Annotated in this window: 21 protein-coding genes; 5 read left to right on the top strand and 16 right to left on the bottom strand. The window is 62.9% G+C overall.

The window, feature by feature from the left end; translation table 11 throughout:
• Positions 1-36 precede the first annotated feature (36 nt).
• The 3 genes from NKJ58_RS06535 to NKJ58_RS06525 form a co-directional block, all read right to left on the bottom strand.
• On the bottom strand, positions 37-1,191 hold the full coding sequence (locus tag NKJ58_RS06535; RefSeq protein ID WP_023682179.1) for an ABC transporter permease: 1,155 nt from the start codon (positions 1,189-1,191) through the stop codon (positions 37-39).
• Positions 1,188-2,066, bottom strand: coding sequence for an ABC transporter permease (locus NKJ58_RS06530; RefSeq protein ID WP_352852880.1), 879 nt, complete (start codon positions 2,064-2,066; stop codon positions 1,188-1,190). Before NKJ58_RS06530 ends, NKJ58_RS06535 begins: the two co-directional genes overlap by 4 nt.
• Positions 2,067-2,396: 330 nt before the next feature.
• Positions 2,397-3,188, bottom strand: coding sequence for an ABC transporter ATP-binding protein (locus NKJ58_RS06525; protein ID WP_023682182.1), 792 nt, complete (start codon positions 3,186-3,188; stop codon positions 2,397-2,399).
• 110 nt (positions 3,189-3,298) lie between these two features.
• Between NKJ58_RS06525 and NKJ58_RS06520 the strand changes: the two genes are divergently transcribed.
• On the top strand, positions 3,299-3,703 hold the full coding sequence (locus NKJ58_RS06520; protein WP_031196380.1) for a cupin domain-containing protein: 405 nt from the start codon (positions 3,299-3,301) through the stop codon (positions 3,701-3,703).
• A gap of 17 nt (positions 3,704-3,720) precedes the next feature.
• Here the strand turns inward: NKJ58_RS06520 and NKJ58_RS06515 are convergent, their stop codons facing one another.
• The 6 genes from NKJ58_RS06515 to aptA all read right to left on the bottom strand — a co-directional run bounded on the left by NKJ58_RS06515 (position 3,721) and on the right by aptA (position 9,150).
• Positions 3,721-4,104, bottom strand: coding sequence for a hypothetical protein (locus NKJ58_RS06515; RefSeq protein ID WP_031197044.1), 384 nt, complete (start codon positions 4,102-4,104; stop codon positions 3,721-3,723).
• 16 nt (positions 4,105-4,120) lie between these two features.
• Entirely contained in the window at positions 4,121-4,414 is a 294-nt protein-coding gene (locus NKJ58_RS06510) for a hypothetical protein (protein WP_245260000.1), read from the bottom strand.
• Between the two features lie 80 nt (positions 4,415-4,494).
• A complete protein-coding gene (gene hydA / locus NKJ58_RS06505) occupies positions 4,495-5,946 on the bottom strand; it encodes a dihydropyrimidinase (RefSeq protein ID WP_023699634.1) in 1,452 nt (483 codons plus the stop codon).
• Positions 5,947-6,008: 62 nt separating this feature from the next.
• The gene (locus NKJ58_RS06500; RefSeq protein ID WP_023744579.1) at positions 6,009-7,259 is read right to left on the bottom strand and encodes a Zn-dependent hydrolase; all 1,251 of its coding nucleotides are present in this window, start codon (positions 7,257-7,259) and stop codon (positions 6,009-6,011) included.
• 3 nt (positions 7,260-7,262) lie between these two features.
• Entirely contained in the window at positions 7,263-7,682 is a 420-nt protein-coding gene (locus NKJ58_RS06495; protein WP_245261377.1) for an endonuclease domain-containing protein, read from the bottom strand.
• A 139-nt stretch (positions 7,683-7,821) separates the two neighbouring features.
• Positions 7,822-9,150, bottom strand: a complete 1,329-nt coding sequence (gene aptA, locus NKJ58_RS06490) for an omega-aminotransferase AptA (RefSeq protein WP_023817919.1) — start codon at positions 9,148-9,150, stop codon at positions 7,822-7,824.
• A gap of 255 nt (positions 9,151-9,405) precedes the next feature.
• Between aptA and NKJ58_RS06485 the strand changes: the two genes are divergently transcribed.
• Positions 9,406-10,035: a TetR family transcriptional regulator C-terminal domain-containing protein gene (locus NKJ58_RS06485; protein WP_023668211.1), complete on the top strand. Its 630-nt coding sequence runs from the start codon at positions 9,406-9,408 to the stop codon at positions 10,033-10,035.
• A 9-nt stretch (positions 10,036-10,044) separates the two neighbouring features.
• Here the strand turns inward: NKJ58_RS06485 and NKJ58_RS06480 are convergent, their stop codons facing one another.
• The gene (locus tag NKJ58_RS06480; RefSeq protein WP_023697054.1) at positions 10,045-10,917 is read right to left on the bottom strand and encodes a helix-turn-helix transcriptional regulator; all 873 of its coding nucleotides are present in this window, start codon (positions 10,915-10,917) and stop codon (positions 10,045-10,047) included.
• A 99-nt stretch (positions 10,918-11,016) separates the two neighbouring features.
• Here NKJ58_RS06480 and NKJ58_RS06475 point away from each other — a divergent pair, with 99 nt between their 5' ends.
• Positions 11,017-11,856 (top strand): SDR family oxidoreductase, encoded by an 840-nt coding sequence (locus NKJ58_RS06475; RefSeq protein ID WP_352852879.1) that lies wholly within the window; start codon positions 11,017-11,019, stop codon positions 11,854-11,856.
• Entirely contained in the window at positions 11,853-12,575 is a 723-nt protein-coding gene (locus NKJ58_RS06470) for an SDR family oxidoreductase (RefSeq protein ID WP_352518716.1), read from the top strand. Before NKJ58_RS06475 ends, NKJ58_RS06470 begins: the two co-directional genes overlap by 4 nt.
• 2 nt (positions 12,576-12,577) lie before the next feature.
• Here the strand turns inward: NKJ58_RS06470 and NKJ58_RS06465 are convergent, their stop codons facing one another.
• The 6 genes from NKJ58_RS06465 to NKJ58_RS06440 form a co-directional block, all read right to left on the bottom strand.
• Entirely contained in the window at positions 12,578-12,955 is a 378-nt protein-coding gene (locus tag NKJ58_RS06465) for a DoxX family protein (RefSeq protein WP_023668207.1), read from the bottom strand.
• Between the two features lie 76 nt (positions 12,956-13,031).
• Entirely contained in the window at positions 13,032-13,490 is a 459-nt protein-coding gene (locus NKJ58_RS06460; protein ID WP_023668206.1) for a carboxymuconolactone decarboxylase family protein, read from the bottom strand.
• A gap of 31 nt (positions 13,491-13,521) precedes the next feature.
• On the bottom strand, positions 13,522-14,040 hold the full coding sequence (locus tag NKJ58_RS06455; RefSeq protein WP_023668205.1) for an RrF2 family transcriptional regulator: 519 nt from the start codon (positions 14,038-14,040) through the stop codon (positions 13,522-13,524).
• A gap of 109 nt (positions 14,041-14,149) precedes the next feature.
• Positions 14,150-15,463 (bottom strand): NAD-dependent dihydropyrimidine dehydrogenase subunit PreA, encoded by a 1,314-nt coding sequence (gene preA, locus NKJ58_RS06450; protein WP_352852878.1) that lies wholly within the window; start codon positions 15,461-15,463, stop codon positions 14,150-14,152.
• A gap of 12 nt (positions 15,464-15,475) precedes the next feature.
• Complete coding sequence (locus NKJ58_RS06445) at positions 15,476-16,318, bottom strand: class I SAM-dependent methyltransferase (protein ID WP_023690824.1); 843 nt, start codon at positions 16,316-16,318, stop codon at positions 15,476-15,478.
• Between the two features lie 5 nt (positions 16,319-16,323).
• On the bottom strand, positions 16,324-17,679 hold the full coding sequence (locus NKJ58_RS06440; RefSeq protein ID WP_352852877.1) for an NAD(P)-dependent oxidoreductase: 1,356 nt from the start codon (positions 17,677-17,679) through the stop codon (positions 16,324-16,326).
• Positions 17,680-17,891: 212 nt separating this feature from the next.
• Between NKJ58_RS06440 and NKJ58_RS06435 the strand changes: the two genes are divergently transcribed.
• Positions 17,892-18,335, top strand: coding sequence for a hypothetical protein (locus tag NKJ58_RS06435; RefSeq protein WP_156935986.1), 444 nt, complete (start codon positions 17,892-17,894; stop codon positions 18,333-18,335).
• The last annotated feature ends 2 nt before the right edge of the window (positions 18,336-18,337 follow it).

Raw genomic sequence — 18,337 nt, 5'->3', positions numbered from 1 at the left:
TTTTACCCTCTGAAGTTAACACCCGAACCCACCGCCCTATCCACCACGGACAGAGGGATGCCAAAACGTGACGGCTCTCTCGACGAGAGCGACCACGCCATAAAAGACCGAACCCGCCAGTGCTGCAACTGCGATTTCGGCCCAGACCATATCGATGTTCATCCGCCCGACCTCGGTCGAGATGCGAAAGCCCATGCCGACCACAGGCGTGCCGAAGAACTCGGCGACGATGGCGCCGATCAGCGCCAGCGTCGAGTTGATCTTCAGCGCGTTGAAGATGAAGGGCGCTGCCGCCGGCAGCCGGAGCTTCAAGAGTGTTGGCCAGTAGCCCGACGCATAGGTGCGCATCAAATCGCGCTCCATATGGCCGGAGGCGGCAAGACCGGCAACCGTGTTCACCAGCATCGGGAAGAAGGTCATGATGATGACGACCGCGGCCTTGGACGGCCAGTCGAAGCCGAACCACATCACCATGATCGGCGCCACACCGATGATCGGCAGCGCCGAGACCATATTGCCGATCGGCAGCAGACCGCGGCGCAGGAACGGCACGCGGTCGGCCGCAATCGCCACCAGGAAGCCGGCGCCGCTGCCGATGACATAACCGAAGATCACCGCCTTGAAGATGGTCTGCCTGATATCGGCGCCGAGCACCGGCAGGGAACTGGCGATGCGCACACCGATGGCGCTCGGCGGCGGCAAAAGGATGAAGGGAATGCCGGCGCCACGCGTCACCGCTTCCCATATGATCAGGATCCAGGCGCCGAAGATCGCCGGGATGATGAGGCGCAGCGCCATCCGCGCCCCTTTTGCCATCGGGCGAAGCCCCGACAGCACCGCCACACAGCGCCAGGCCAGCAGCCAGGCAGCGGCGAGCAGCAGGAAATAAGGCGCCAATGCCGTGCCTTCGAAACCTGTAATGCCCGAGATCAGCATCCAGGCGACGAGATGAGCGCCGATGAACAGCACCGCAGCCTCGGCCAGCGGCGAAATTCTGATCATCGAGATCAGCCCTGCCAGCACGGCCAGGCCGATCATCGGGGTCTTTATCCCGAAATAGGGGTAGTCGAAGCTTGCTGTCGGGTCTGCAAGGGCGGCCGCTTCCGGCTTCGACATCGCACCGAGCGCGACGGCGACGAGGCACAGCGCAATGGCCAGCACGGCTTGCCAGGAGGGCTTCAGCCAGTTCATGCCGGCCTCCCGCCCATCGCGCGGTCAACGAGGCGCCCGGCTATGCCGACCACCATGACCAGAAGGGCCGCCACCACCGAGCCCGCCACAAGGGCGGACCAGATGTCGATGGACTGGCTGTAATAGGCGCCTGCCAAAAGCTTGGCGCCGATGCCGGCGACAGCACCGGTCGGCAGTTCGCCGACAATGGCGCCGACCAGGCTCGCCGCCACCGCAACCTTCATCGAGGTGAACAGGAACGGCACCGAGGCCGGCACCCGCAGCTTCCAGAAGGTCTGCGAGACACTGGCATTGTAGGTGTGCATCAGGTCGAGATGCATGAGTTCGGGCGAGCGCAGGCCCTTCACCATGCCAACCGTCACCGGGAAGAACGACAGGTAGGTCGAGATCATCGCCTTTGGGATCAGACCGCTGATGCCGATCGCCCCCAGCACGACGATGATCATCGGCGCCACCGCCAGAATGGGAATCGTCTGGGAGGCGATGATCCACGGCATCAGGCTGCGGTCGAGCGTCGCCACATGCACGATGCCAACCGCGATGACGATGCCGAGCGCCGTGCCGAAGGCAAAGCCGAGCAACGTCGACGACAGGGTCACCCAGGCATTGTAGACGAGGCTTCGGCTCGATGTGATGGGCCGCAGGAAGGTGTTCTCGAAGAAGTTCACCGCCACCTGATGCGGCGCCGGCAGCGTCGGCTTGGGCTGCGACAGCGTCTTGCCGATGAATTCGACGGGGTCGTGGGTTTCCCCGGCGCGCCGGTCGAGGTCGCGCTGGAAGGGCGCGTTTAGGATGACGGCGAAGACATACCAGAGCACCACCACGCCCAGGAGGATGGAGGTCACGGGGATGAATTTTTCGCGGAAGGTGTCCATCAGGCGCGCTCCCCTTCTCCTCTCCCCGCCGGGAAGAGGGTGGCCGGAGCGAAGCGGAGGCCGACCACCTCCGCGTTCGTCATCCTAGGGCGGAGCGACACGAAGCGTCGTGCAGACCCTAGGATCCATTCCGTGACGTTGGCCGAGGGGTATAAGCGGTTGAGAATGTTCGCCTTCGCGGGCGCAGCGGCGTGTGCACCGTTTTGCACCGTTGCGGACCGTATAGGTAACGGTATGGATCCTAGGGTCTGCCCCGCGTCGCTTCGCTCCTTGCTTCGCCCTAGGATGACGAAGGCGTGGCGGCGACGTCCGCACTCATTCGCTACCCCCTCAATCATCATAGCTGTGCCCTGCCCTCAAGCCATCGCGTACCCTGGCCGCGATCGCCAAAAATTCCGGCGTCTCGCGGATATCCAGTGGCCGCTCTTTTGGCAGCGTCGATTCGATGATGTCGGTAACCCGACCTGGGCGCGGCGACATGACGACGATGCGCGTCGACAGATACACCGCCTCGGGGATGGAATGGGTGACGAAGCAGATCGTCTTGTTGGTGCGCGCCCACAATTCCAGAAGCTGTTCATTGAGATGGTCGCGCACGATCTCGTCCAGCGCGCCGAAGGGCTCGTCCATCAGCAACAGGTCGGCGTCGAAGGCGAGCGCGCGGGCGATCGAAGCGCGCTGCTGCATGCCGCCGGAAAGCTGCCAAGGGTATTTCTTCTCGAAGCCGGAGAGGTTGACGAGCTCCATCGTGCGCTTGATGCGCTCGGCCTGCTCCGCTCTCGAAAGGCCGATGATCTCCAGCGGCAGCGCCACGTTACGCTCGATCGTGCGCCACGGGAAAAGGGCTGCCGCCTGGAAGACGTAGCCATAAGCGCGTTTCTCGCGCGCCTGTTCCGGCGTCATGCCGTTGACCGAGATCATGCCCGATGTCGGTTTTTCCAGATCGGCGATGACGCGCAGCAAGGTGGTCTTGCCGCAGCCCGATGGGCCGATGAAGGAGACGAACTCGCCCTTGCCGATGGTCAGGTCGACATTGGAGAGCGCCTCTACCGGACCGTCATTGGTCTGAAAGGTAAGGCCAAGTCTGCTTGCCGAGACGACGGCTGGCGATTGTCCCGTCATCGCTTGCTGCCTGCCTCTCGCAGCCGCCCAGGATGAAATGCCGTTGCATTCGCGTTGATGTTGCTTTCCACTCGTCCAATCCCACCCACTCGACGCCCGGAGCCTTGCCGATGTCGCCCAAACCCACTTGTCACCTTATCCGTCCTGAAAGCACTTATGAAGGCAAGCAGGGATTGACCTATTTTGCCGGCATTGCAGCCGAGACGGTCGGCTCGTCCGGCATCTGCATGCATCTGCTCACCCTGCCGCCCGGCGCCCGCGCCAAGGCGCATCTGCATGAAAGCCATGAGACGGCGATCTATGTGCTCTCGGGCGAGGTCCACACATGGTATGGCGACAGGCTCGAGAACCACATCGTCGTCAAGGCCGGCGACCTCTTCTACATCCCGGCCGGCGTACCGCATCTGCCGGCCAATATGAGCAACGCCCCGTCCTCGGCCGTCATCGCCCGCACCGATCCCAATGAACAGGAAAGCGTCGTCCTGTTGCCGGAGCTGGATGCGCTGGTGGCCTGACGCTGACGGGACTGCCGTCATTTGCACCGCGCCACTTCGCCCATGACATTGCCGTCCTCGTCGGCGACCGTCAGCTTCTTGGCGTTCTTGGCGCTGCGCTTGATGGTGAATTTGGTCGGCTCCTGTCCGTCTTCACCTTCGGCCTCGCATGTCGCCGTCACCACCAGCGAACCATCAGCCTGCGCTTGCTTCTCCGTGAAGGTGCAGGCGCTGGCGGCGGTGACCAATGCCTCGTCGGTCAAAAGCAGCATCCGATCGGCGGCGACTTCCTGGCCGTTGCGGTTGATGCAGCCATATTTGTCCCCATAGGGTTTCGTCAGGTCGATGCCTGCCGCAAGGGCCTGACCCGCAGCCAGAACGACTACCATCGCAACAGACGGCCCCAAACCGCGCGCGCTCATTCCCCCAGCTCCAACGTCACGAACACGGTTGCAACGGCCCCATTTCTTCAAGACCGGGAATGGTCACGAAGAACCCACCCTCGCCCTTGTTGGTGACCACAACGGTTTCAGCCGTCGTCCCCGCCTCGCCTTCGGCGGAACAGGTCGCATCAAGTGATTGCGTGCCCGGCGCCCACGTCAATTGCTGCGCGAACCGGCAGCCGCTGCCATAGGTCTCGATGCCCTCGGCGGTCAGCACGATATAATCGTCGCGGCCCTGAAAGCCGGCCTTTGCAAAGACACAACCGGCATCGTTGCCCCAGAAGCCCACCAGCCTCTCGGCCCCTGTTGCCGGACCAGCGACCACCATCGCCACGACCAGTGAAATGAGCGCCCCCGGGCTCCGCAACGTCAAACGCCTGTCGCCGGAATGCCGGTGCGTTCGACCTTGCGCGGCGCGGTGATGTCCTTCCAGGTCGATAGAGCCCGGTTGACCGCCGCGTTCGGCTCGCGGGCGACGAATTCGCCATGGCCGGGCTTGGCCTTGACCTCCGCTTCCTCGACCGACAATTCGCCGCGCGAAAAGACGAAGCGCGGCAGGCCGGTCACCTCAAAACCTTCGAAGACGTTGTAGTCGATCACCGATTGCTGCTTCTTCGAGGTGATGGTCTTCTTGGCGCTGGGGTCCCACACCACGATGTCGGCGTCCGCGCCTTCGACGATGGCGCCCTTCCTAGGATACATGTTGAGGATCTTGGCGATGTTGGTCGAAGTCACCGCGACGAACTCGTTCATCGTCAGCCGCCCGGTGTTGACGCCCGTCGTCCACAGCACGGGCAAGCGGTCTTCAAGCCCGCCAGTGCCGTTCGGGATCTTGGTGAAATCGCCGACGCCGTTGCGCTTCTGCTTGGTGGTGAAGGCGCAGTGGTCGGTCGCCACCACCTGCAGCGATCCCGCCTGCAGGCCGGCCCACAGCGAATCCTGGTGCAGCTTGTTGCGGAAGGGCGGACTCATGACGCGGCGCGCCGCATGGTCCCAATCCTTGTCGAAATACTCGCTTTCATCCAGCGTCAGATGCTGGATCAGCGGCTCGCCGAAAACCCGAATGCCCTTCTGGCGGGCGCGGCGGATGGCTTCGTGGCTCTGCTCGCAGGACACATGCACGACATAGAGCGGCACGCCGGCCATGTCGGCGATCATGATGGCGCGGTTGGTCGCCTCGCCCTCCACTTCCGGCGGCCGCGAATAGGCGTGTCCCTCGGGGCCATTATTGCCGGCGGCGAGCAGCTTTTGCGACAGCGCCGCAACCACGTCGCCATTCTCGGCATGAACAAGCGGCAGCGCGCCGAGATCGGCGCAGCGCTGGAACGACGCGTACATCTCGTCGTCGTCCACCATCAGCGCGCCCTTGTAGGCCATGAAATGCTTGAACGAGGTAATGCCTCTGTCGACGACGGTGGCCATCTCGTCGAACACCTGCTTGCCCCACCAGGTGATCGCCATGTGGAAGGAGTAGTCGCAGGCAGCCTTCGAGGTCTTGTTGTCCCACATCTGCAACGCTTCCAGCAGCGACTGCTGCGGCGCCGGCAGGCAGAAATCGACCACCATCGTGGTGCCACCGGAAAGGGCCGCACGCGTCCCGGACTCGAAATCGTCGGCCGAATAGGTGCCCATGAACGGCATTTCGAGATGGGTGTGCGGATCGATGCCGCCCGGCATGACGTAACAGCCGCTGGCGTCGAACTCATGGTCGCCATGCAGGTTCGAGCCGATGGCGACGATCTTGCCGTGCTGCATCAGCACATCGGCCTTCCAGGTGCGGTCGGCGGTGACGATGGTGCCGTTTCGGATGACTTTGGTCATTGTCGTGTTCCCTTGTTCTCTTCGCGCTTCTTGTGAGCGTCGTTTTGAATACAGATCTTAGTTCACGCCACGATCCCCGCTGTCTCTACCACCGCATGGAACAGCACGTCGGCGCCGGCGCCGGCCCATTCCTTGGTGATTTCCTCAGCCTCGTTGTGTGACAACCCGTCAACGCAGGGGCACATCACCATGGCGGTCGGCGCAACGCGGTTGATCCAGCAGGCGTCGTGGCCGGCGCCGGAGACGATGTTGCGGTGGGAATAGCCGAGCCGATCGGCGGCGTCGCGGATCGCCTTGACGCAGCCGGCATCGAAGGTGACCGGATCGAAAGCGCCGACCTGCTCGACCTTGTACTGGATGTCGAGCGCCTCACAGATTGTGTCGATGCCTTCGCGTATGCGCCCATCCATCGCGTCCAGCACTTCCTTCTCGGGCGAGCGGATGTCGATGGTGAAGACGGTGCGCCCGGCGATGATGTTGCGCGAGTTCGGAAACACCTCCATGTGGCCGACCGCGCCGACGGCGTCGGGCTGGTAGTCCATGGCGATCTCGTGCACCAGTTCGATGACCCGAGCCATGCCGAGCCCGGCATTACGGCGCTTGGGCATCGGGGTCGAGCCGGTATGCGCCTCCTTGCCGGTCAGCGTTACCTGCAGCCATTTCAGGCCCTGGCCGTGGGTGACGACGCCAATGTCGATGCCTTCGTCCTCGAGGATCGGCCCCTGCTCAATATGCAGTTCGAAGAAGGCGTGGATCTTGCGATCACCGACTTTCTCGGTGCCTTTCCAGCCGATGCGCTCCAGCTCCTCGCCAAATTTCCTGCCCTGTTTATCAGTGTGCTGATACACGTCCGCCTGATCGAGCACACCGGCGAACACGCCGGACGCCATCATAGCCGGGGCAAAGCGCGAGCCTTCCTCATTGGTCCAGTTGGTAACGACGATCGGATGCCTGGTCTGGATGCCGAGATCGTTAAGCGAGCGAATAATCTCCAGCCCGCCGAGCACGCCGAGCACGCCGTCATATTTGCCGCCGGTCGGCTGCGTGTCGAGATGGCTGCCGACATAAACCGGCGGCAGGCTGGGATCAGCGCCTTCCCGGCGGGCAAACATGGTGCCCATTTCGTCAAGCCCCATTTCGAGCCCGGCCGCCTCGCACCAGCGCTTGAACAGATGCCGTCCCTCGCCGTCCTCGTCGGTCACGGTCTGGCGATTGTTGCCGCCGGCAATACCGGGGCCGATCTTCGCCATCTGCATGATGGAATCCCACAAACGGTCTGAATTGATTCGCAGATTCTCGCCTGGGGCGGCCATGCTCTAAAACCTCATCGGTTGCGGGGCGGCGGCGTCCCCCTCCCCCTCGAGGGGAGGGTGGCCGCGAAGCGGTCGGGTGGGGTCGCCCGCGACGCGCGCGACCTTCTCTTTGACCACCTGCGCGACGTGCCAAGCGCTGTTTATGACATCGGGCTCGTCAACACGGAAGACTTCAAATCCGAGCGATCGCAGATAAGCATCGCGAACGGCATCGTGCCGACTACCCCTGTCGTGTTCGTGCATGTCGCCATCGACCTCAACGATCAGCTTCACCGCCAAGCAGGCAAAATCCACGATGTACGGGCCAATCGGGCACTGACGGCGAAACTTGATGCCGGCTGATTTCAGGTCCCGCAGTTCATACCACAGCAGCGATTCTCCCTTGGTCGCGTGAATTCGAAGCGCTCGCGCCTTTTGGCGCATTTCGAAGCTCACGCGGGTACGGGGCATCAGGAGCGGCCTCGGAACAAAAGAGCAGGTCGGCGTCCGGTCGCACCGACCCCACCCGACCGCTTCGCGGCCACCCTCCCCTCGAGGGGGAGGGCTATCCGCGCCCGGTTTGTCAATCGATCGCCCTCAGCACTTCTCTGACATGGTCGATCAATTCGTTGATCTGGCCCTTGGTGATGATCAGTGGCGGCGACAGCGCGATGATGTCGCCGGTGGTGCGGATCAGCGCGCCGCGCTCGAACGCCTTGACGAAGGCCGAGAAGGCCCGCTTGGTCGGGCTGCCGGCGATCGGCGCCAGTTCGATCGCGCCGATCAGGCCGATATTCCTGATGTCGATGACATGCGGCTCGTCCTTCAGCGAATGCAGCGCATCTTCCCAGTAGGGCGCCAGTTCCTCGCCGCGGGTCAGCAGGCACTCTTCCTTGTAGGTGTCGAGCGTGCCGAGTGCCGCGGCGCACGCAATCGGATTGCCCGAATAGGTGTAGCCGTGGAAGAACTCGATCATGTGCTCGGGGCCGGTCATGAAGGCGTCGTGGATTTCCTTCTTCACGAACACCGCGCCCATCGGGATGACGCCGTTGGAGACGCCCTTGGCGGTGGTCATGATGTCGGGCGTGACGCCGAAATAATCCGCTGCGAACGGCGCGCCGAGACGGCCGAAACCGGTGATGACCTCGTCGAAGATCAGCAAAATGCCGTGCTTGGTGCAGATCTCGCGCAGTTTCTGCAGATAGCCCTTCGGCGGCAGGATGACGCCGGTGGAGCCGGCGACCGGTTCGACGATGACAGCGGCGATGGTCGAGGCGTCATGCAGGGCAACGATGCGCTCCAGCTCGTTGGCGAGTTCCGCGCCATATTCCGGCACGCCCTTGGAGAAGGCGTTCTTTTCCGGCAGATGCGTGTGCGGCATGTGGTCGACGCCGCCGAGCAGCGTGCCGAACATCTTGCGGTTGGTGACGATGCCGCCGACCGAGATGCCGCCGAAATTGACGCCGTGATAGCCGCGTTCGCGGCCGATCAGGCGGGTGCGCGCGCCCTCGCCCTTCACACGGTGATAGGCGATCGCCATCTTCAGCGCCGTTTCGACCGATTCCGAACCGGAATTGGTGAAGAAGACATGGTCCATGCCCTTGGGCGCGAGATCGACCAGGCGGTTTGCCAGTTCGAACACGATCGGGTGGCCCATCTGGAAGGCCGGCGCATAGTCGAGTTCGGCCGCCTGGTGCTGGATCGCCTCGGTGATCTTGGGACGGCAATGGCCGGCATTGACGCACCAGAGGCCGGCGGTGCCATCGAGCACCTTGCGGCCGTCGCTGGTGGTGTAGTGCATGTCCTTGGCGGAAACGAACATGCGCGGCGCCTGTTTGAACTGCCGGTTTGCCGTGAACGGCATCCAGAATGCGCTGAGATCGTTCGGCGTGACTTTCAGCCGGTTGGACATGACCAAGACTTCCCCTTGTAACCTGTTTCGGTGCGGCTAACGCTTGGTCTTTCCAAAGCTTGGTCTTTGCTGCGTTTTCATGCTACGCAAATTTTTGACCGATTGGACAAACGTTAGCACCGCCCTGTCGGCGGTCAAGGGATTACTAGCGGAAATGCGGCCTGCGAAGTGCGCTCCACGGGTAAGAGAAAAACTGGTCCAGAGAATTGGTCCAGATGACCCGCTCGGCCAAGGCTTGCAGGGGTGAGCGGCGCCATGGAAGGCTCAGCCCCTCGCCGCACCCGCATCCAGCAGGAAAAGCGCGAACTGATCCTGGAGGCAGCCCTCGAGGTCTTCTCCGCCAACGGCTTTCGCGGCTCGACCATCGACCAGATCGCCGAGGCCGCGGGGATGTCGAAGCCGAACCTGCTCTATTATTTCCGCCGCAAGGAAGACATCCACGAAACGCTGATGGAGCGGCTGCTGGCGACCTGGCTGGCGCCGCTACGTGAACTCGACGACATCGGCGACCCCCTGACCGAGCTCAGGAGCTACATCCGGCGCAAGCTCGAAATGGCGCGTGATTTTCCCAGGGAGAGCCGGCTGTTCGCCAACGAGATCCTGCAAGGCGCGCCGCGCATCATGCCGCTGCTGGCGGGTGAGCTGAAAACGCTGGTCGACGAGAAGGCCAACGTCATCAAGGGCTGGATGCGCGCCGGAAAAATCGCCCGCACCGATCCCTGGCACCTGATCTTTTCGATCTGGGCGACGACGCAGCACTATGCCGATTTCGATGTCCAGGTCCGCGCGGTGCTCGGGCCCGACCGCGGCGGCGACGGCCGCTTCGAGGATGCGGCGCGGTTTCTGGAGCAGTTGTTCATTGATGGGCTGAAGCCGAAGGGCTGACCTTGGGCGTCAGGCGCTGCGGCGCTCCGCCGGCATCGCCTCAAGCAAATTCTGCAGCTTCTCGATCGAATTCTGTTCGGCCAGCGGCGTGTAGACGATCAGCTTCATGTCCGAGCCGTCGTCGATCGACAGGCTCATATGCTCGAACGTCATGGCGCCGGCGCTCGGATGTCGGACATGTTTCACCCCCGACAATCGGCGTGCCACGTCGCGTTGCGGCCACCAGTCGCGAAACTCCGGACTTGAGCGCGTCATAAGCACGATCAGCCGCTCGAAATCCGCATCGCCCACATAGCGGGCGCTTTCCGCCCGGAACGAGGCCAGCACGGTGCGCGCCAATTGCTCCCAGTCAACCAGCAGGCGCCGGTGATGCGGATTGGTGAACACCATGTGGACGATGTTGCGGGCGTCGCCCTCTAGCAGGCCATAATCACCGAACACCGCTACCGCCGCCGGATTCCAGGCCAGCACATCCCAGCGCCGCCCGACGACATAGGCCGGCTGCAGCACCAGGCTCTCCAGCATATGCATCAGCGGGCCATCGACCTTTTCCGGCGCAGCCACGCGGTTCTCCGGTTGCTGGCGGCCTGCCAGGATGAACAGATGCCGCCTTTCAACGGCGTCGAGGCGCAGCGCTTCGCTGAGCGCCGCTAGCACCTCCACCGAGGGTCTGACCTCGCGCCCCTGCTCTAGCCATGTGTACCAGGTGGTGCCGACGCCGGCGATCATCGCCACTTCCTCGCGACGCAAGCCTGGCGTGCGTCTCCGCAGGCCGGTCGCGATGCCGGTGGCGGACGGCGTCAATCTTTCGCGGCGCGAGCGCAGGAAGGCGCCAAGCTCGCGCCGGCGGCTGTCTTCAGCGGAGTGCGTGGGGGCATCCATGAGAGCTATTATAGCAGTATTGATACCAGGATAAAGTTTGAACTGTTTGGGCTGGGTCAGGCGCCCCATCTTCCATCCAGAGAGATGGAGGCTCTGAATATGGATCTGAAAGACAAGACAATCCTCATCACCGGTTCGACCGATGGCGTCGGCCGTGTCGTCGCGCAAAGGCTGGGCGCCGGCGGCGCGCGCGTGCTGGTGCATGGCCGTGACGCGGCTCGCGGCAAGGCAGCCGTCGCAGAAATCGAATCCGCCGGCGGCAAGGCCGAGTTCCTCGCCGCGGACCTCGCCTCGCTAGCCGAGGTCCGCCGCCTCGCCGAGGCCGTACGCGCAAAAACCGACCGGCTCGACATCCTCATCAACAATGCCGGCATCGGCACGGCCGGCGCCAAGCGACAGCTCAGCGCCGACGGCTTCGAACTGCGCTTTGCGGTCAACTATCTCGCCGGTTTCCTGCTGACCTCGGAACTGCTGCCGCTGCTCAAGGCGAGTTCGCCGGCGCGCATCATCAACGTCGCCTCGGCCGGCCAGCAGGCGATCGATTTCGGCGATGTCATGCTGACACGTTCCTATGACGGCGTGCGCGCCTATTGCCAGAGCAAGCTGGCGCAGATCCTGTTCACCATCGACCTGGCCGGAGAGTTGAAAGGCAGCGGCGTCACCGTCAACGCTCTGCATCCGGCGAGCTACATGAACACCACCATGGTCCGCCAGGCCGGCGTGACGCCATGGAGCTCGGTCGAGACCGGCGCCGACGCCATTCTCAACCTCGCGACATCGCCCGCCCTGGAGGGCCGCAGTGGCCTCTATTTCGACGGCCAAAAGGAATCCCGCGCCGAAGCACAAGCCTATGACGCCAAGGCCAGGCAGCAATTGCGAACCCTGAGCCTCGACCTCGTCGGCCAGGCTTCCCCACAATCGAAGGAACAGCATTCATGACCGGCAAGATCGAACACACGGTCGTCATCGGCGGCTCATCCGGCATCGGCCTGGCAACGGCGCGAAAACTGCTGGGCCCAGGCATGAAGGTGACCATCACCGGACGAAGCCAGGACAAGCTCACCAGCGCTTGGAAGAGGCTCGGCGGCGCCGCCGAAAAAGCTGCCTTCGATGCTTCGAAGCCGGGCGAAGTTCGCCAGTTCTTTGGGGAACTCGGACCGTTCGATCACCTCGTGCTGGCTGCCAGCGGCGGCAAGGGACTTGGGCCGTTCGAAACCCTCGACCTCTCAGACATCGCCGGCGGCGTCGACGAGAAAGTCAGGCCGCAGCTGTCCTGCCTGCAGGCTGCCTTGCCGACGCTCAACAGATCGGGATCGGTCACTTTCATCTCGGCGGTGTCGGCACAATTGTCGGCGCCCGGCGTGGCTGGCATTGCCGCCGTCAACGGCATGCTGTTGACGGTGGTGCCGATCCTGGCGGTCGAACTGAAGCCGCTGCGCGTCAATGTCGTGGCGCCCGGCGTCATCGACACGCCGTGGTGGGATTTCCTGGCCGAAGACCAGCGGCAGGCGGTGTTCAGCGAATATGCCGGCAAAACCCCGGTGGGCAGGATCGGCCGCGCCGAAGACGTCGCCGGCGCAATCGCCTTTCTAGTCTCCAACGGCTTCATGACCGGCCAGGTGCTGACCTGCGACGGCGGCCTGCGCTACGCGGCGTGACCTTACAGCGACTGCGCGATCAGCGTGAGAAGGCCTCCGGCCAGTGCGACGTTGCCTACGAAACCGTTGATGCGCGACGCCCGGTCCGGGCCCTGATGGTCCCAGAAATTGTGGAACATCGGCGTGGCGACGATGAGAAACAGCAGCAGCACGGCGCAGGCGGTCGCAGTCCACAGGCCGGCCATCAACAGCGCGCCGGCAATGGTCTGCAGGACGATGCCGGCCCACAACGCCAATCTCGCCTGCGGCACGCCGCGCGCGGTCATCAGCCCTGTCAGGAAGGTCTCGTTCTGAACATTGCGCAGGCCGGCGCAAACGAAGGCGCCGCCGAGCAACAGGCGGCCGAGAAACAAAAAGGTCGAAGGCAAATCGACAGGCATGAAATCTTCCCCGTACTTAAGCATGAAACAGGTGGAGCGCCGCCCTTTCCACGGCGCTCCATGACTAACCGGACGGTCAGGCTGCTTTGGCAGCCGGCATCGGGTGAATGGCGTGGAACGGGATGCAGAGCCGGTTCCAGGTGTTGATCATGCCGATCGCGACCGACAGCTTGACCAGTTCCTCTTCCGAGAAGTGCTCTAGCGTGCGGGCATAGAGTTCGTCCGAAACGCCATTGTTGGCGATCAGGGTCGTTGCCTCGGTCCAAGCAAGCGCCGCGCGTTCGCGCTCGGAAAACAGCGGCGATTCCTTCCAGGCCGAAACCAGATAGAGCCGTGTCTCGGTTTCGCCATCGCGCCTCGCCTCGCGGCTATGCATCTCGACGCAGTAGGAGCAGCCATTGATCTGCGAGGCGCGGAGCTTGATCAAATGCAGCAGGCTCACTTCAAGCCCGCATTCGTCGACCGCCTTGTTGAGCGCCGACACGGCTTTCATGATCTCAGGCGCCTTGGCGAAGAATTGCAGTCTCTGTTTCATCGTCTTTCCTTTCACATCTGTTTGCGGGGGATTAAATCTGTTTGGTCGAAGCGGGTTTCTGCGGCCGCTGATGGCGCGCCACAAAGGCACAGCTGGCGGCAAACGATCGCGGATCGCCTTCGGCCTTGTAGTCAGCCACGATGTCGGACAACCGGGTTTCCGCGAGAGCGGCACGATAGGCACGCTCGGCTTTCAGCATCGCGGCATTGATGCCGCACGGCTTCACATAGGCCGAAGCATCGATCTTGACCGGGCCGCGCTGGCGGATCTCGCCGCAGCGGAAGGCCGGCTCGCGACCCTCGACCGCAAGCACGATATCGAGCAGCGTGATGCGCTCGGCCGGACGCGCCAGCCGGTAGCCGCCCGCCGGTCCCGGCACCGATTCCAGGATGCGCGCAGCAGTCAGCTGGTTCAGATGTTTCAGCAGATAGCTCGGCGACAGGCCGAAGGACTCTGCCAAAGCAGCACCCGGTATCGTGCTGTTGCCCTCCACGCTGGCCAGTGTGGCCGCGCAATGGATGGCCGCTTCTACACCCTCGCCCAGTTTCACGATGTTGCGCTCCTATTCATGGATATCTTTTATCCTAGATAGATTTTATCTGCAATAGTAAAATGAAAAACGGCGCTCGAAAGCGCCGCTTTTTTCTTCGACCCGTTCCCTACTCTGCGGCCACCTTGGCCATCGGGTTGTTCGGGTGCGTCGTCCAGTTGGCATAGATCGGCGACACCGGCTTGCCGGTGCGCTGGTCCATGACGCCGGCGGCCAGCGGCTCCATGGTGATGCAGTTCTCGACCGGGCAGACATTGACGCACAGATTGCAGCCGACGCATTCGGCCTCGATCACCTCGAAATGCCTGACGCCGTCGACCATGTTGGTGATTGCCTGGTGCGAAGTGTCCTCGCAGGCGATGTGGCAGCGGCCGCATTTGATGCAGGCGTCCTGGTCGATATGCGCCTTGGCGATGTAATTGAGGTTGAGATACTGCCAGTCGGTGACGTTGGGCGTGGCGCGGCCGACAATGTCGTTGAGCGAGGCGTGGCCTTTCTCGTCCATCCAGTTTTCGAGACCGGCGATCATCTCCTGCACGATCTTGAAGCCGTAAGTCATCGCCGCCGTGCACACCTGCACATTGCCGGCGCCGAGCGCCATGAATTCAGCCGCATCGCGCCAGGTGGTGATGCCGCCAATGCCGGAGATCGGCAGGCCGCGCGTTTCCGGATCGCGGGCGATCTCGGCCACCATGTTCATGGCGATCGGCCTCACCGCCGGGCCGCAATAGCCGCCATGCGAGCCCTTGCCGTCGATGGTCGGCTGCGGCGCGAAACTGTCGAGGTCGACGCCGGTGATCGAGTTGATGGTGTTGATCAGCGACACCGCGTCGGTTCCGCCGGAGAGTGCGGCGCGCGCCGGCTTGCGCACATCGGTGATATTCGGCGTCAGCTTGGTGATGACAGGCATGCGGGTGTTGGCCTTGCACCAGCGCACTACCATTTCGATGTATTCAGGCACCTGGCCGACAGCCGCGCCCATGCCGCGTTCCGACATGCCGTGCGGGCAGCCGAAATTGAGTTCGATGCCGTCGGCTTCGGTCTCCTCGACCACCGGCAGGATCGCCTTCCAGCTTTCCTCGACGCATGGCACCATCAGCGAGACGACGATGGCGCGGTCGGGCCAGTCCTTCTTGACCTGCTTGATCTCGCGCAGATTGACCTGCAAATCGCGGTCGGTGATCAGCTCGATATTGTTGAGGCCGAGCAGGCGCCGGTCCGCCCCCCAGATCGCGCCATAACGCGGGCCGTTGACGTTGACCACCGGCGGACCTTCTTCGCCCAGCGTCTTCCACACGACGCCGCCCCAGCCCGCCTTGAAGGCGCGGATGACGTTGTAGGCCTTGTCGGTCGGCGGCGCCGAAGCCAGCCAGAACGGATTGGGCGATTTGATGCCGACGAAATTGTTGCGGATGTCTGCCATGACAGGTCCCTTTCAACCGAGACGAAGGAGCATTTCCACGGGCGCGAGAATGCCGCCTTTAAGCGCGGGGGTGAGATTGGCGATCTTGGTGCCGGCGTTCTCGCCCATGATAAGATTAACGCCAGGCGGCGGCTTTTTTCCTTCCGCCTGCGCCGCAGCCATGCGCGCCCGTATCGTGTCGAAAAATTCGATGGCGAAGGCGCCACGAGGGCGCTCGGCGGTTACAGAGAACCCCGCGGCGGCGGCAGCCGAACGATAGTCGTCGGGCGTGGCAACGAAGGACATGCTCTCGTCGGATGCCCATGGCAGCGGATAGGTCAGCGCACCTGCCTTGAGCCGCATCACATCGTAGACGGCAAAGACGCCGCCCGGCTTGAGCACACGCGCCGCCTCGCTCATCAGCTTTTTCTTGTCGGGAAGATTCATGCCGACATGCAGGATCATGGCCGTATCAAAGCTTTTGTTGCTGAACGGCATGTCCAGCGCGCTGCCCTGCACGAACCGGACTTTGTCGGCCATTCCCACCCGCTTCGACAGGCTGGTCGCGATGTCGACATAGCTTTGCGTCAGATCAATGCCGGTGACATCGGCGCCGGCATTGTTGGCGGCGAAGCGGGCTGGACCACCCACGCCGGAACCAATGTCGAGCAGCCTGGCCCCCGGCTTCAAACCCATCTGGCCGATGAGTTCCCTGGTGGCGGCGATACCGCCAATGTGGAACTCGTCGACCGCTTCGAGATCGCCAGCGCGTAGATGGGCAATTTCCACGCCGGTATCGGCGAGCACGGCAAGAATGTGCTGCTCAAGATCCGAGACGTCGTAGTGACGCGCGATGCCTGATTCCACTGAGGCCATGATCTCTATCCCTGTGCCAGACTCCGGTTGATGCTCTCCGCCGCATCGCGGCCTTGCGCGACGGCCGATACCGTCAAATCGTCGCCGCCAAAAATGCAGTCGCCGCCGGCCCAGACATTGGCGAGCGAGGTGCGCCCTTCTGCGTCGACCTTGATGCGGCCGGCTTCGAGTTCGATCGCAGCACCGCTGCCGTTAAGTGCCGCCGGCACAAAGCTCTGGCCGATCGCCTTGAACACCTGGTCGGCGGCCAGCGTCAGCCGCTCGCCGGTGCCGACAAGCGTGTCGCCGTTCATCGCTGTGTATTCGAGCTCGATGCCCGACACTTTGCCACCTTCGACAATGACCCGCTTCGGCTCCAGCCAGTGGCGGATGGTGACGCCGTTGGCGGCTGCCAGATCCTGCTCGAACTCGGAAGCGTTCATGTGTTCCTGGCCGCGCCGGTAGCAGATCGTCACCTCCTCGGCGCCGAGCAGCTTCGACTGCACGGCGGCGTCGATCGCCGTCATGCCGCCGCCGATGACGACGACGCGCCGGCCGACCGGCAGGCTCGCGAGATCGCTGGCCTGGCGTAGCCCGGCGATGAACTCGACCGCATTGACAACGCCATCGGCGTCCTCGCCATCCGCGCGCAACGCATTCACGCCGCCTAGCCCCATGCCGAGGAAGACGGCATCGTAATTCCGGATCAGGTCCGACAGCCGGTAGTCGCGGCCGAGCGCCCTGCCGTTCTGGATATCGATGCCGCCGATCCCCGTGACATAGTCGACTTCGGCCTGGGCGAAATTGTCGATGCTCTTGTAGGCGGCGATGCCGTATTCGTTGAGGCCGCCGGCCTTCGGGCGGGCTTCCAGTATGGTCACCTCGTGGCCATGGCGGGCGAGCCGGTGCGCCGCGGCGAGGCCGGCCGGACCGGCGCCGACCACGGCGACCGACTTGCCGGTCGATTCAGCGCGCGAATAAAACTGCTTGTGCTCGGCCATGGCGACATCGGTGGCGTAGCGCTGCAGGCGGCCGATCTGCACCGGCTTGCCTTCCGCCACCTCGCGCACGCAGACCTCTTCGCACAGCGTCTCGGTAGGGCAGACGCGGGCGCACATGCCACCCAATATGTTCTGGTCGAAAATAGTCTTGGCCGAACCGATCGGGTTGCCGGTCGAGATCTGGCGGATGAACAGCGGAATGTCGATCGAGGTCGGGCACGCATTCATGCACGGCGCATCGTAACAGAAATAGCAGCGGTCGGATTCGACCAGCGCCTCGTGGTGATCGAGCGGCGGATGCAGGTCGGAAAAATTCTCGGCGTACTGGTCGGCGGCAAGCCGGCCGCCGGCAATGCCGTCCTTGAACTGGCCTTCTGGCATCGTCAGTTCCCCTGTTTTCGTTTTGGGGAAGGCTAGCACGTTTTATTTTTTTATCAATTGGTCAATTTTCGACCCAAGCCGCTGAAAAGACTAGCTGATAATATGATTTAGTTCCTCATGTTATGAGTGACGGTTGCGTCCTCAAAGAGGGGAGCGCGACAAGCTCCAAGTCGCGGCAAGCTGTTCCAGGCCAGCGCGAAATGATAGGGCGCTTGAGCACGATGCGCGGCTTTCATTCAACGGAGAAGGCAATGACCGATGATAGGGAGACGGCTCACCGGTGGGAGCCCGTGGGAGATTTACCTCTGGCTGCCTGTCAGGTGTGGCGTCTAAAATCCGACAATAACTTTGAGCTGACCGTCGAAGGCGACTTCGGGACATCGGAACGAACTCTCAAGATCGATTTTCAAGGGGTAGTAGCCCTGGCTGCCCATGATGACATGCTGGGACTGACCAAAATCCGTGCGGACACCTCGATCCCATTGATTGGATCTGGCAGGCAAGCCTCCTACAGGTGGCCGATCCTGCGAGTGGAGAACTCGCACTGGTTGCGATCGACACTTGGCCCGACAGAAGACTGTACGCATTTTCTGCTGCTCAGTCTCGAATGCACGGTTGAGGTCATTGCTCGTGAAGCCACTCCTTCTTGGATCTGATC

This window comes from Mesorhizobium sp. M0139, assembly GCF_040322455.1.
Lineage (GTDB): Bacteria > Pseudomonadota > Alphaproteobacteria > Rhizobiales > Rhizobiaceae > Mesorhizobium.
This window is presented reverse-complemented; position numbering and strand designations above follow the sequence as displayed.